The sequence below is a fragment of the Chryseobacterium taeanense genome (assembly GCF_900099685.1).
Classification (GTDB): Bacteria; Bacteroidota; Bacteroidia; order Flavobacteriales; family Weeksellaceae; genus Chryseobacterium; species Chryseobacterium taeanense.
This window is the reverse complement of record NZ_FNDW01000006.1, coordinates 194,361-209,274: the sequence shown is the minus strand read 5'-3', so window position 1 is coordinate 209,274 and position 14,914 is coordinate 194,361. Positions and strand designations below refer to the sequence as shown.

The following is a 14,914-nucleotide window of genomic DNA, read 5'->3' as shown; positions in this document are numbered from 1 at the left end:
AGCGGCAATTTAATAAAACTGAAAATAATTATTAAAAAATGATTCTAAATTATGAATTATTTAACATAATAATAAGGTACATCAGATCCCCTTTTCAGAGTCATTAAAAATAGAAGCTCAAAACTTATTTAAGAACTGTGCTATAATTTTATCCACAATCACCTGCGCGAGCTTTTCCTTGCTTTGCACAGTCCAGCCAGCGATGTGTGGTGTCACTATTACTTTTTCGGATTCCAGAAGAAATTTAAGATCTTCATTTTCAGATTCCAATTTTTCAAATGATGACTTTTCGTATTCCAGAACATCAAGACAAGCTCCTTTTACTTTTCCGGCTTTTATGGCCTCCACCAGACTTTTTGTTTCCACATTTTTCCCTCTGGCAGTATTCACGAAATAGAAATCATTCTTCATATCTGATATAAAAGGACCGTCAACCAGATAATATGATTCGTCAGTCAACGGAATATGAAGACTAAGAACCTCTGCTTTTTCTTTAAGTTCTTCAAGAGAAACCTGTGTAGCATATTCATCAGAAAGTCCCGAAAGAATATCATGGAAAATCACTTTACATCCAAAACCGGAAAGTCTTTTTGCCGTAGCTTTTCCCATATTTCCGTAGCCGATAAGACCAACAGTTTTGCCCAGCAGCTCATCGCCTCTGTTTTCTTCACGAAGCCAGATTCCATTTTTAACTTCCTGAGAAGCAATAAAAAGACGGTTCATAAGAATAAGCAGCATTCCGACAACATGTTCCGCCACGGAATCACGGTTTCCTTCCGGAGAGTTGATTAACTGAATTCCAAGCTTTTCTGCTACAGGAATATCAATATTTTCCATCCCTGCTCCTACTCGTGCAATAAATTTCAGATTTTTTGCTTTCTCCAAAAAGTTTTTATCTAAAGGGATTCTGCTTCTGATAATGACACCGTCATAATTTTCAATTTTATGACAAACCTCATCGTATGAAGACGTGAAATCTTCTTCAAGAATAAAATTTTTGGCTAAAAGCTGTTCGGTAATTAAAGGATGATTTTTATCGAGAAGAAGTATTTTCATATTTCGAGATTTCATTTTCAGAAATTATATTTTCCATCATGTTGCATTACGAAATACACTATTTTATATTAATAACAAGAATAATTATTTGTTGAAATTTGTGTAAAGATTTGTGTTTTTGTTTTTTAATTAGCTCGGTTCCTGAAAAAGCTTTTTAAGCTCCACAGATTCTGCCGGTTTCATTCTTCCGGAAAGAATCAGAGATAACTCTTTGCGTCTTAAAGCCGCCGCATATCTTTCTTTTTCAAGATCTGTCTCAGGCTGCATTTCGGGGATCGGGATCGGGCGGTTAAATTCGTCAACTGCTACAAAAGTGTAAATCCCTTTGTTGGTCTGAATTTTTTTATGATTGATAGGATCATCCAACCAAACATCTACATAAATTTCCATGGAAGTAGAAAACGCTCTCGAAACTTTAGATTCCATCACGACGATTCCACCTTCAGGAATCGGATGATCGAATGAAACATGATTTACCGAAGCGGTTACTACCCTTCTTTCACAATGTCTTGTTGCTGAGATAGACGCACATCTGTCCATTCTTGCCAACAGTTCGCCTCCGAAAAGATTTCTTAATTGATTTGTATCATTGGGAAGAACGATATTCGTCATCACCGTCAGGGATTCTGACGCTTTTTTTATTTTTGCCATTTTTTCTTAGTGTTGTTTGTAGATACAGGAACTTTTACCGTTTTTTCTGCTACAGGCTGAATATTCTGTTCCTTAATGCTATCCTTTTTTAAAGAATCTGCTGCAACCGGCGGTGTAATTACCTTTACTTTCGCAGTATCTTTTTTGATTCTGTGTGTTGTGGTCTGCACGGAAACATTTGCTTTGTCAAAAGATTTTTTACCAAAAAGGAGTTCCTGCTGCGTATAAGCGACGTACAGAAGTCCTAAAACAGGAATAACAATAAGGAAAATCCAGAGAATAGATTTATTAAACCTGTAATCTTTTTCGGATTTTTTGACAGCAGATGTATTAGTTTCCTTATTATTAATGTCTGAAAATTTAATTTCTTCAAGACCATAAAAATCAGGATGATCGGACTGAAGCCTGTTTCCTTTGAAATGCGTTTCGCCATCCTCAACAAAGAGGGTGCCGAGTCCCTGAATTTCCAGCATCTGATCGGCCTGTAATTTTTTCTTCCAGAAATCGGTCTGAATCTGCAAATCTGTTTTGGATGCGTCTACAGTCATCTGTTTGTGCCCGGCAATGAAAGCCGCCAGATCATCAGACTTCACCCTGTAATCCGGCGTGTACACAATTTTGCTTGCAGGAGGAAGAATACTCCCATTTTCGGAATTGATAATTGCCTTGGATTTTTCTAACGAAAATATGCCAAAATCCGGAACGGTAACGGTTCCGAACTGTTTCAAATATTCTAAAATGTAAGCTGAAATATTCATTTGGTGGCAAATTTATGACTTTTTCATGACTTTTTGTGAGATTTTATTTCCATGCATTGGTAAACCATATTGACTTCGAGAGCCAGTACCATCAAATGCCGACTGCTACCCTAGCCCCGATAGAAACGGCATCCTTTTGGGTTGCGGCCGGAGCAAAGCGGAGGCCGTAACCCAAAAGATATAGTGGATAGCGGGATCAGCTTCTTAAAAATAAAAAGGCCACCGAAGCAGCCTTAAAATCTAACTTTACTTTTTACTATAATTATTTCAATATAGCCTGATTGATTACTGAATTTTCCAGCTGATCCCGAACATAAAATTCGTTCCTGCCTGAGAAAAATAGTACGGAGAGCCATCGTACACAGCGCCGTTGTTCACATATTTTTTGTTGAAAATATTATTGACCAGGAGCTTGAGGGCGATGTCATTATTTTTAATTTTGAATTGATATTGGGCGTTAAAATCGGTCAGAAAATAATCTTTCAGCTGGAGATTTTGGTCTTCAGAATTGTCGAGATACTGTTTTCCTACATATTGATTAGTAAGGGCAAACTGGAAGTTTTTATCGGGATTAAATCTGATTCCGAGATTGGCGATCACGTCCGGCGAGAAGGAAATCTGAGTATTTCCGAGATCCTGCACGCCACTTTCATTTTCCACTTTAAAGTCTAAATTCCTATTATTGCTGAAACTCACATTTCCGGTAAGTTCCCATTGCTTGGAAAGTTTAGCCAAAGCTCCAAGTTCGATTCCGCTGCGGAAACTTTTACCTGAATTGGTTCTGATGAATGCGCCTACGTTATTCAGCTCACCATTCAGAACAAGCTGATTGACATAATACATATAATATAAGTTCGCTGTAAAAGATACAGGTCCGAACTGTCTTTCCAGACCTGCTTCAAAATCGTGAAGTTTTTCTGCTTTTACGTCATTATTTGCCAAAAGGTCGTCACGATTCGGTTCACGGTGAGCATGGGCGTAGGAAACAAAGATTTTTCCATTGCCAATATTATAGTTAACTCCAACTTTCGGATTGAAAAACAGCCAGTTTTTATCCAAATTAGCGCCTTCGTCATCTCCTGAAGTTAAGATTTTTATATTGTAGTCCACATTTCTCAGCTGAAGATCTCCGAAGAACTCAAAATCATGTACTCTTACCAATGCTTTTGCAAATCCTGCCACTTCATTCTTAACCGAGCGGTTTCTGTAATATTCGTGTTCATCAATCTGCGGAACGAAAACACCTGTCACATTTCCGAAATGCCTTCCGTAATATTGATTCGCAACTGCACCAAAATTTAAATCAACAATTCCCAGTTTTCCATAAAGAGTTGATACCATTCCGTAGAAATCATTATTCAACCATTTCTTTCTGATAAAATCCGAATATTCTTCACCATTAAAATCCGGCAAATTGTATCTGGCAAAAGGATCGCCCTGCTTATAATTTTCGTAGTATCCTTTTCCTTTTGTATAATGGAAAGTGGTCTCAAGGTTCCATTTATCATTAAACTTTTGCTGCCAAAGCAACTGATAATGATTCTGTCTGTAGTTGTCGGTTTCATTATCGTAAAAGCCTACAATATTCTCCCAGTTGGCATCGTAAATTGCCCCGGAATAATTGAATTTTGGATCGGTTTCCCAGGTTTTTCTGTCGATTCCGTTCCAGGCCTGATAGGTTTTCTCTTTACCACCGAACGCCATCAGGCGGATTCTGGTATTTCCTTCTTCGTACAAAGCTGTAAAGTTGTAAGAATTCAGCTTTGAAAACGCCCTGTCGATATATCCGTCGGAATTAATATGCGTATATCTTCCCATCACAGAAAGACGGTTGCCCCAGAATTTTCCGGAACCAAGTTCTGCGGAATATTTATAGGTATTAAATGATCCATAACTGTCATCTGTTTTTACATAAAACTTGTCTTCCGGATCTTTTGAAAGCACGTTAATGCTTGCTCCAAAAGCCGCGGCTCCGTTATTCGATGTTCCCACACCCCGCTGAATGACAATTTGCGATGCAGAACTCGTAAGATCAGGAACATTCACAAAGAAAGTACCTTGGCTTTCAGAATCATTGTACGGAACTCCGTTCATCATGACATTGATGCCGCTTCCTGAGACACCACGAATTCTGAAACCGGTATAGCCTACCCCGTTTCCGGCATCAGAAGTTGAAATCACAGAGGTTTGGTTTTTAAGGAGAATCGGAAGATCCTGTCCGAGATTTTTACTATCTAAATCTCTCTGAACGTTGATGATCTCTTTAGCAACAGGCAGTCTTTTGGTAAAATTAACAGCTTCAATTTCCTTTATTTGTAAGGAATCGGTATTCTGTGCCTGGATAAAGGCCACTGAGCCTATGGTAAGGCCTAAAAAAAATAATCCTTTCATTCTATAAATTTTAACATTTAATGAATAAAAGGGGTGGATTATCTTATAAATGATTAATGATAAAAGATGATTGATTTTGCGCTCTTATTGACAAATTATTTATCAATTATCATTTTTCAATTATTTATATGTTTCCCTAAACGGCATTACCCGTTCCAGGTTCATTGGGTATAATCTCAGCTTGTTAAAGCACCCCTTTATTTCTGTCGCAAAAGTACAAAATTATTGTTGGATCACCTTAAAAATTTAACCATTTCATTATATTCTATTATTTTTATAAACGACACCCCTCAATTTAAAGGCTAATTTTTAATATGTTTTATTATTTGAATCGATGTAATAATAATTTTTGCCATCTTTGGAAACATCAAACATTTTCCCAAGTTTCCAGCTGAAGTTCCGTTTGATATCGTCATATTCGAAAGGAATAATAATTCTGTTGTGAACATCAATAACTCCGAACATATTATTTTTAGAGGCAACGATCATAGGATTAGACACATCATCGCCTTCAAGAATAAATAAGTATTCATATTGAGGATAAATCTGAAACTGTCTGTAATCCGCCGGATCTTTAAAAGTAGCTTTCTCAATAATTCCGTAGAATCCGTTTAAAGTATAAGCCTGGTAAAGTTGCTGTGTATATTCTTTATGGACACATTTACCAAGATCTTCCTGCCTAAAACGATATACTCTTTTCCCCTTTTTATCTACTCTGTACGAGATTTCGTTCTTCTCTACTGTGGCATATTCCGCCATTCCGAATTTCCTTAGCTTTTCATCCGGAGAATTCAGAAGGTTACAGTCTTCATAAAAGAAAACAGCAATATGATACTCGGGCTTTATGACAAATTTTCCTTTCTGATCAACATACCCGAAATTACCGTCTTTCTTTTTTGGAATTAAAAGAGGAAGATCCTCATTAACAACAGGTAAAACAGTATTTCCCTTAGCAACAATCACTTTCTTTTTTACAGGTGCTTTTTTCGGAGCTGATTTTTGAGAAAATACAGTAATCGAAATCAACAAACTTAGAACCTGAATTATATTTTTTATACCCATATTGCCTGCAAAAATACGTTGAAAAATAGAAATTATAAAATTCATATTTATAAAGAATCTAAATAAGATAACCCCTATAAAATATTAAAAATTCGTACTTTTGGGAACATTTATAATTGTTTGATAATTTTAAAACATTTTTGAGATATGACATTTGATATCGATATGATCAAAAAAGTGTATGAGCGTTACCCTGAAAGGATTGCAGCAGCAAGACAGGTGGTGGGTAAACCTCTTACATTATCAGAAAAAATATTATACACTCACCTTTGGGAAGGAAATGCCACACAGGCACATGAAAGAGGAAATTCTTACGTAGACTTCGCACCGGACAGAGTAGCAATGCAGGATGCAACGGCACAGATGGCGCTTCTGCAGTTTATGCAAGCTGGAAAATCTAAAGTAGCCGTTCCTTCAACTGCTCACGCCGATCACCTTATTCAGGCAAAAGTTGGCGCTGATAAAGACTTACAGGAAGGTATCAATAAAAACTCTGAGGTTTTCAACTTTCTGAGTTCTGTTTGTGACAAATATGGAATCGGTTTCTGGAAGCCGGGAGCGGGAATCATCCACCAGGTAGTATTAGAAAACTATGCATTCCCAGGCGGTATGATGATCGGAACGGACTCTCACACGGTAAATGCAGGAGGTTTAGGAATGGTTGCTATCGGTGTCGGAGGCGCTGATGCGGTAGACGTAATGGCTGGTATGGCATGGGAACTTAAAATGCCTAAGCTTATCGGAGTAAAACTTACCGGTAAAATGTCAGGATGGACTTCTGCAAAAGATGTTATCCTTAAAGTAGCAGGTATCCTTACCGTAAAAGGAGGTACAGGATGTATTGTAGAATATTTCGGTGAAGGAGCAGAATCTCTTTCCGCAACAGGAAAAGGAACAATCTGTAACATGGGTGCTGAAATCGGTGCTACCACTTCTACTTTCGGGTACGATGATTCTATGAGAAGATATTTAGCAGCTACAGGAAGACAGGATGTCGTAGATGCAGCAGACAAAATTGCCGAACACTTAACAGGTGATGCTGAAGTATATGCAAACCCTGAACAATATTTTGACCAATTAATAGAAATCAACCTTTCTGAACTTACCCCTCATTTAAACGGACCTTTCACTCCGGATTTGGCAACTCCTGTTTCTGAATTCAGAGCAAAAGCTGAGGCTAACGGATGGCCTTTAGAAGTTGAATGGGCGTTGATCGGATCTTGTACCAACTCTTCTTATGAAGATTTATCAAGAGCTGCTTCTATCGTGGAAGACGCTGTTGCTAAAGGAGTTAAACCTAAAGCAATCTTAGGGATCAACCCAGGTTCTGAGCAGGTAAAATATACTGCTGAAAGAGACGGATTCTTAGACTCTTTCAGAAAATTTGAGAATGCAAGAATCTTTACCAATGCTTGTGGACCATGTATCGGACAATGGGACAGAGAAGGTGCTGAAAAAGGAGAGAAAAACTCTATCATCCACTCTTTTAACAGAAACTTTGCGAAAAGAGCAGATGGTAACCCAAATACCCACGCTTTCGTAGCTTCTCCTGAAATGGTAGCTGCGGTTGCAATCTCCGGGAGATTAGATTTTAACCCGATTACAGACACTTTAACAAACGAAGCGGGTGAGCAGATCAAATTAGACGAGCCAAAAGGTTCTGAATTACCTGCAAAAGGTTTTGCTGTAGAAGATGCAGGATATCAGGCTCCGTCTGAAGACGGATCTCACGTTGTGGTAAATGTAAGTCCTACTTCAGACCGACTTCAATTATTAGAAGAGTTCCCGGCTTGGGACGGTAAAAACATTGAAGGTGCTAAAGTTTTAATCAAAGCATTCGGAAAATGTACAACTGACCATATTTCTATGGCTGGACCATGGTTGAAATACAGAGGACACCTTGACAATATTTCCAACAACATGCTGATCGGAGCGGTAAACGCTTACAACATGGAAACCAATAAGGTGAAAAACCAGTTAGATGGTTCTTACGGTGAAGTTCCTGCTGTACAAAGAGCTTACAAAGCTGCAGGAGTTCCTTCAATTGTTGTAGGAGACCAGAATTATGGTGAAGGTTCTTCAAGAGAGCACGCTGCCATGGAACCAAGACATCTTGGGGTAAAAGCAGTATTGGTAAAATCATTCGCAAGAATCCATGAAACTAACCTTAAAAAACAGGGGATGCTTGGATTAACTTTCGCTAATGAAGCTGATTACGATAAAGTACAGGAGGATGATACAGTTAATTTCCTTGATCTTGAGCAATTTGCTCCTGGAAAACAACTTACTTTAGAATTCGTACACGCAGATGGATCTAAAGACATTGTTATGGCAAACCACACCTACAACGATCAGCAGATCGATTGGTTCAAGGCAGGTTCTGCACTAAACCTCATTAAACAACAAGAAAATTAATTGTTAGATTTAATTAATCATAGAAAAAGCAACTTCAAATTGAGGTTGCTTTTTTATTTGATGCGAGACATAAAATTCATTCTGTAGTTCTCTCCTATCGGGATCTCATGTTCAGGATTAATAATAATCTTTTTAGTTCCTACACTTTTAATTTGATTAAGATTGATAATAAAAGATTTGTGAATTCTCGTAAAAGAGCTTTCAGGAAGTTGCTGCTCCATTGACTTTAATGTATCTAAAACGATGAATTCTTCATCAGCAGTTTTTATATTAACATAATCTCTGATGCTCTCAATATATAAAATATCCGCAAAGTTGACCTTGTGCTGTTTTCCAGAAGATTTCACAAAGAAATGGTTTTGTTCCTGCTTACCCAACGAAAACCGTTCTTGAGCTTTTACAGCACTTTTGCGAAAACGCTCAAGGGAGATCGGTTTCAAAAGATAATCGACAATATTATGCTCATAACCTTCCAGAGCATATTCGGAATAAGCCGTCGTTAAAATATACTTCATCTTATCTCCAAGAATCTTCATGAAATTGATTCCCGTAAGCTCCGGCATCTGGATATCCAGAAATACAAGATCTGAATCATTTTTCTGAATGTATTCCAAAGCTTCAATGGGATTTTCAGAGGAAAAGGCCATCTCAAGAAAAGGAATTTCCCGTATATAATTCTCCAGCAGAGAGATAGCCAGTGGCTCATCATCAACAACAATACATTTAATGGTTTTCATCTCTTAAATTAATTTTCAAATCTACCACAAATTCCTTTTTCAGGTCTTTAATATCCAAAATATATTTTTGAGGATATAAAATTTCCAGTCTTTTTCTCACATTTTCAATACCAATTCCGGATACCGGATCTTTCATTTTTTCTTTTTTATAGTTTAAAAGATAAAAGTGTAATGTCTTATTCTCATCAGAAATTTTCATTTCAAAGCCTTTATTCCTGAAGTCACCATGTTTAAAAGCATTTTCAACAAACGGAACTAAAATCATTGGCGAAATACTGAGATTCGGATGAAGGATTTTCTTTTCAAACACCAGCAGTTCAGGATTTTTAATCCTGAGTTTTTCCAACGCCATCAAACTTTCAATATAACCAATCTCTTTTTCCAAAGCAATGCGGTCTTCGCCGAGGTCTTTCGTACTGTACCGGAGCAGCCGGCTCAACTCTTCAATAGCTGGCAATGCATTATCTGATTTCTGATATACAAGAGAATAAATGTTATTCAAAGAATTAAAGATAAAATGAGGATTGATCTGGGTTTTCAACGCCTGTAATTCTGCGGTTTTCCGGGCTTCAATAAGCTGAGATTTTTCTTCTTCTGCAATGATAGAATATTTGAAAAACCAAAACGTAGTGCTGATAAAGATCGTGGTGCTGCTGTAAAAAATATTATCGAAGAAATAAAAGCCGAAACTGGTATCTTCCGAATAATTCCTGATTCCGAAATAGGTTGGCAGAAACCATTCCTCTGCGAAATATCTTACCAATACAAAAGAACTTACGCTCAGGAAAAAAGCAACAAAAGATTTATAAATTTTGTCGGCATCGAAAAATCGGGGAACAACTATAAAATAGTTGACATAAAAGCAGATGATACTGGTGAAAAAGAAAGTAATATCCAAAATGGTATGCCTGGAATGGAATACAAAATACGGAATCAGAACCGCACCGATAATATAGATCGCCCAAAAGAAGATATGCAGATAAAGTAATTTACTGGTTTTCATATAACAAAAATAAATTTTCCATGAAAATTTACCCTATATTTTCGATAAACAAACCTTTTTTTCCGACCAATCTATTTCGTGGCTATTTTACTGGGGTTGGTCGAAAGGATATTACTTCTAATACTAACAAACGATAATTTTGTACAAAACCATACAGATTATCCATTCCTTAAACCTTAATCAATCATTATGAAAACATTAGTATACACATTTTTTCTTTGCTTATCAACAGTAATTACCGCCCAGAAAAAGCCTGCGGAATATTTTTACGTTTCCAAAGCAAAAGTGCTCGTCGTAGGATCCTTCCATTTCGATTATCCGAATCTCGATGCCCACAAGACCGAAAAAAAAGATCAGGTCGATGTACTGTCTCCGAAAACAGCAAAAGAAGTTACTGAGCTTGTGGAATATATCAAAAAATTTAAACCTACAAAAATTGCCATTGAAGCATTTCCCGATTGGAATGCCAACCAGAAACTAAAAGAATATAAAGAAGGTAAGCATAATGACAAAAGAGACGAGCGTTATCAGCTTGCCATGCGTATTGCAAAAGATCTTGGAATAAACGAGCTGCATAGTATTGACGCTAATTCGGTGCTGGGTGATCTGCAGGAAAAATTTGGAAAGACAGATTCATTATATTTCAAAAATCTGAGCGCAGAATATGACTTTAAAAGTAATGATCCTATTTCAAAACAATATGATGCATTCTTTAAAAGCTCGGAACCCAAAAACTTCAAATCACTGCTGGATCTCTTCAAATATATGAACGGAAAAGAATATCACCAGCATGAATATGGAGCCTACCTGAATGGAGATTTTAAGCTGAGAAAATATGATGGTGCAGATATGCTGGCATTATACTGGTACAACAGAAATCTGAGAATTTTCAGAAATATTCAGAATATTCCGCATAATTCGGAAGACAGATTGCTGGTGATTGTCGGCAATGGCCACGCCTCTGTGTTGAGACAGTTATTCACATCATCCCCCGAATTCAATTACATAGAATTTAATTCTTTGAAATAAGGCAATACTTTTTTTAGTGATACGATTACGACTTTCGAGCCTTCCATTAGTAGCCCCATATCTTTTCCGATTAAAAAACATTAACTATGAAAACCATATTTATAGTCCTGCTTATCTCTTCTTTTGCAGCTTCCATGCAGGCACAGCAGTTTAAAGATAAATTTAATGAAGCTATTCCTGTCTTGAATATTGCTACATTCCATATGGGAAACACTTCTGATGCGAACACGACCGAATTCGATGAGCACAATGCAGATAATAAAAGAAGCATCCATGAGATAGCCGGGGAGATTGCGGTATTCAAACCGACTATTATCATTGTGGAAGAATTGCCTGAAAACAATGAAAAGCTTCGTAAATCCTATTTCGAATATCTGGACAACCCTGAAAAGAAGTATGAAAATCCGGGTGAAATAGAATTATTAGCCTTTGAAATCGGAAGGCTTTCCCATACATCTAAAATCTTCGGTATAGACCATAAAGAGCCCTATAACTATAGCCTGTATTATAATCTCAAAAACAAACAGGAAGACGAAACCTATCAGAAATATGGTGAACTTGTAGAAGAAAGCGAAAAAAAGTATCCCGAAGATCAAATGACTTTCCGTGAATTATTTAAATTCAACAATCATCCTCAGGTATTGGATATGCTTATCAATATCAATGCTGATATGCTCACTTATGTTTTCACGAAAGATAAAAACGAAGGAGCAGATGAAGCCGCTAAAATGTATCATCGAAACCTGGTAATGTTCTCAAATCTTAATAAAATTCAGATTAATAAAAATGACCGTATCGTGCTGCTCATGGGAGGTACCCATACCGCATTTTTCATGGATTTTTTAAAAAGGAGCCCAAAATATAAGCAAGAATCCGTTTTAAAATATATAAAATAAAGCCAACTCCTGTAACAAAAATAAATTTCATGCGTCTAACCTGATACGACAAGACATTATGAAAAAAACAATTATTGCTTTATCATTTCTGGGTACGGTTTTTACCTACGCTCAGGAAAAGACCAATAACCAGGTTAAAGAAAAACAGATTGAAGGAGTAACGCTTACTAAAACTAAAAAAGCCGTTGAACAAAAAGCCGACCGTACGATTTTCGACTTTTCGGAGCAGCCACAGCTCAATAACGGAAATGTTTTAGAAGGCATTAAAAAACTTCCAGGATTGGTATCTACCGATATCGCAGGAATGATGTATCAGGGAAAGATGCTGGAAGTATATCTGAACGGAAGACCTTTGAACATTACCTCAAACGAGCTTAATTCATTTCTTGAAGGAATGCCTGCTAACTCTGTAGACAGAATTGAAGTGATTACCCAGCCGGGCGCAGAATTTCCGGCTACTTCAGGAGGCGCTATCATGAACATCATCACCAATAAGAACGCTAATAAATATTTAACGGCTACCTATTCCGGGAACTATTCATTTACGAACTATGATAAATTCCGCAGCAGAACCAGTAATTCGGTTAATCTAAATGCAAGAAATAAAATCTTCGGATGGCAATTAAATATTGGTCAGAACTACCGTGAAAGTATGCTGAACGGAAAACAGGATGAACTTTTAACCAGCAATACCGATCGATTTGGAAGAGGATATTTTGCAAAATCAGGATTGACTTTTGATCTCGGTCAGGACAGATTGTTATTAAACTATGATATTTACCATAACAACAATGACAATTATACTTTAAGTGATGGTAACGGGCAGGAAAAAAATCTGATTCCTAATACAGATCCTCAGCAATATACATACAAAGATTTTAATTTTGATGCATCCGATGCCGCTCATACACTTACAACAAGGCAGGAAGCAGTTGCAACTTACCAAAAGCGCTTTACAGACAAAGCTCAGAAATTGGATTTCCAGTTTGGATACACCACATCCGACAGCAAGTTTGCGCAGGATAATATTTTCAGAGATGTAACCTATGCAGACTCCGGCGCACAACCCAGAATCTCTTTAGGTAATCTTCTGAATAATAAATCTGATATGAGAATTGCCAATTTTAAAGTGGATTATTCTCAGCCAATCAATTTTCTTGACGGAGGAAAAGTAAGTTTGGGTGGTTTGTATGAACACCAGAAATTCGATACGGAAAGTAAAGGAATTACTAACCTGGATTATACTAGGCAAACCACTTCAACCTATCTCGAATTTCAGGCAAAGCTGAAGAAGTTTGATTTCATATTGGGAACCCGTGCAGAAAATTATGACATTTCGGGAATTACAAGATATTACGATAAAAACGATATGCTTATTGAAGCAGATCTTATTCCTTTTAATAAGTTTAAATTATTCCCCAATGCAAGTGTACAGTATAATCTGATGAATCAGGTGTACGTGGCGGCTAATTATAATAAAAAAATAAACCTTCCAAGTATATCTGCATTGAACCCGAATAACGTGACGTTCCAGGGACCTAATACGCAGGTTACCGGTAACCCGAATCTTCAACCAACTATTTTCGACAATTATGAACTAAAGATTTCGGCATTCGATTATGCATTCATCGGATACAGCGTGAGTTCAGCCAAAAATCAGGTGGCACAGATCATCAGGAAAGATGGAAAAAATTTATTTAACGAGCAGATCAATATTTCAGACATGAGAATTCATAATTTTAATGTCGGATTACCTGTTCCGTTTATGATTTTCAGCAAACCGTTGAGCGAGATCATGAAGTTTAATTTTAATCCTGATAAAATTAATTTCATGTACCTCTATGCCGGGTATCAAAAACATGAAATTGACAATCTGAATAACAAAGGTTTCTGGATCTTCAACATCATGACGCAGATCATTTTACCTAAAGATATCAAGCTCACTGCGAATTATAGTTACTTAACTCCTAAAGCCGGATACTTCTATTTCACGGCAGAAAAACCTTTCAACAATTCTTTTGACCTTACGGTGACAAAGAAATTTATGGATAATCGTCTCACTGTTTCTGTTTTTGCAAATGATATTTTTAACGGACAGGTAATGCAGGTGCGTTCTAACCCGCCAACAGGTGAATCGGTTTACATAAAAAGTAAATACGACACCAGAAACTTCGGACTTTCTATTAATTACAAAATCCCAACAAAAAACAAGCTGGCGAAAGAAGATGCCAGCATACTGAATCAGACTAAAAAAGAAGAAACAGGCGGCGTGATGCAGCAGGGACAATAATTGATAAAAAAACAGCTTCGATAGCGGAGCTGTTCTTTTTTCAATATCATTTCATTTATCATAACCATAAATAAAAAAGACTGTCCTTTCGGTCAGTCTTATATATAGTTAATCTTTTGATCCCAAATCATCCATCGGGTCATCCATTCCTTCAATGATGTTAGAATGATATACCCTTTGGGAGCCCAGGAAATAAATGTTATGTCTTGCCTTGGCAATGATTCCATTGTATTCTTCTTCGGTCATTCCTTCAGGAATATCTGTTTTATTCTCAGTTGGTTTTCTATAGACTTCAAGAGCACCTTGTTTATTTAAAATCGAATTTGCGCTCATCGCCTGTTCAATATTTTCGGCATAAACAATCACATTATTTCTACCTATACTATGCTTACGGTAAGCCTCCAGCATCTCTGCATCATGAGCAAAAGTATATTCAAAAAAACCTTTTGTCTGCTCGTCTTCATGGTAATCGTCAGGTGACAATCCACTTTCTAGATTTGATTTTGAAACAATAATATTTGCTTCGCTAAAACCGTTTTCTTTTAATTCTTTTTTTATTTCCTCTGTATCTACAGTCACCGGAAATACTGAAACTACTGTATAAGCCATAATGAAAATTTTCATTA

12 protein-coding genes are annotated in these 14,914 nt (G+C 36.9%); 4 read left to right on the top strand and 8 right to left on the bottom strand.

The window, feature by feature from the left end; genetic code table 11:
- Nucleotides 1-117: 117 nt before the first annotated feature.
- From BLR30_RS10530 to BLR30_RS10510, 5 genes are all read right to left on the bottom strand, one after another.
- A complete protein-coding gene (locus tag BLR30_RS10530) occupies nt 118-1,056 on the bottom strand; it encodes a 2-hydroxyacid dehydrogenase (RefSeq protein WP_089858065.1) in 939 nt (312 codons plus the stop codon).
- Between the two features lie 129 nt (nt 1,057-1,185).
- A complete protein-coding gene (locus tag BLR30_RS10525; RefSeq protein WP_089858061.1) occupies nt 1,186-1,707 on the bottom strand; it encodes an acyl-CoA thioesterase in 522 nt (173 codons plus the stop codon).
- Nucleotides 1,695-2,465: a hypothetical protein gene (locus tag BLR30_RS10520; protein WP_175443644.1), complete on the bottom strand. Its 771-nt coding sequence runs from the start codon at nt 2,463-2,465 to the stop codon at nt 1,695-1,697. The genes BLR30_RS10525 and BLR30_RS10520 overlap by 13 nt, the downstream gene beginning before the upstream one ends.
- A gap of 285 nt (nt 2,466-2,750) precedes the next feature.
- Nucleotides 2,751-4,856, bottom strand: a complete 2,106-nt coding sequence (locus tag BLR30_RS10515) for a TonB-dependent receptor (protein WP_089858056.1) — start codon at nt 4,854-4,856, stop codon at nt 2,751-2,753.
- 309 nt (nt 4,857-5,165) lie between these two features.
- Nucleotides 5,166-5,963 carry a WG repeat-containing protein gene (locus tag BLR30_RS10510; protein WP_228400754.1) on the bottom strand — a complete coding sequence of 266 codons (798 nt, stop codon included), beginning with the start codon at nt 5,961-5,963 and terminating at the stop codon, nt 5,166-5,168.
- Between the two features lie 102 nt (nt 5,964-6,065).
- Here BLR30_RS10510 and BLR30_RS10505 point away from each other — a divergent pair, with 102 nt between their 5' ends.
- Entirely contained in the window at nt 6,066-8,333 is a 2,268-nt protein-coding gene (locus BLR30_RS10505; RefSeq protein ID WP_089858053.1) for an aconitate hydratase, read from the top strand.
- Nucleotides 8,334-8,386: 53 nt separating this feature from the next.
- Here BLR30_RS10505 and BLR30_RS10500 read toward each other — a convergent pair whose 3' ends face one another.
- A complete protein-coding gene (locus tag BLR30_RS10500; protein ID WP_089858050.1) occupies nt 8,387-9,070 on the bottom strand; it encodes a LytR/AlgR family response regulator transcription factor in 684 nt (227 codons plus the stop codon).
- On the bottom strand, nt 9,057-10,073 hold the full coding sequence (locus tag BLR30_RS10495; protein ID WP_089858047.1) for a sensor histidine kinase: 1,017 nt from the start codon (nt 10,071-10,073) through the stop codon (nt 9,057-9,059). Before BLR30_RS10495 ends, BLR30_RS10500 begins: the two co-directional genes overlap by 14 nt.
- Nucleotides 10,074-10,262: 189 nt before the next feature.
- On the opposite strand from BLR30_RS10495, the gene BLR30_RS10490 reads away from it, so the two are divergent.
- The 3 genes from BLR30_RS10490 (at nt 10,263) to BLR30_RS10480 (ending at nt 14,288) form a co-directional block, all read left to right on the top strand.
- On the top strand, nt 10,263-11,102 hold the full coding sequence (locus BLR30_RS10490; protein ID WP_089858044.1) for a DUF5694 domain-containing protein: 840 nt from the start codon (nt 10,263-10,265) through the stop codon (nt 11,100-11,102).
- Nucleotides 11,103-11,188: 86 nt separating this feature from the next.
- Entirely contained in the window at nt 11,189-11,998 is an 810-nt protein-coding gene (locus BLR30_RS10485; RefSeq protein WP_089858041.1) for a DUF5694 domain-containing protein, read from the top strand.
- A 58-nt stretch (nt 11,999-12,056) separates the two neighbouring features.
- Entirely contained in the window at nt 12,057-14,288 is a 2,232-nt protein-coding gene (locus BLR30_RS10480) for an outer membrane beta-barrel family protein (RefSeq protein ID WP_089858039.1), read from the top strand.
- Nucleotides 14,289-14,396: 108 nt separating this feature from the next.
- Here BLR30_RS10480 and BLR30_RS10475 read toward each other — a convergent pair whose 3' ends face one another.
- Entirely contained in the window at nt 14,397-14,897 is a 501-nt protein-coding gene (locus tag BLR30_RS10475) for a hypothetical protein (RefSeq protein ID WP_139164618.1), read from the bottom strand.
- Nucleotides 14,898-14,914 lie beyond the last annotated feature (17 nt).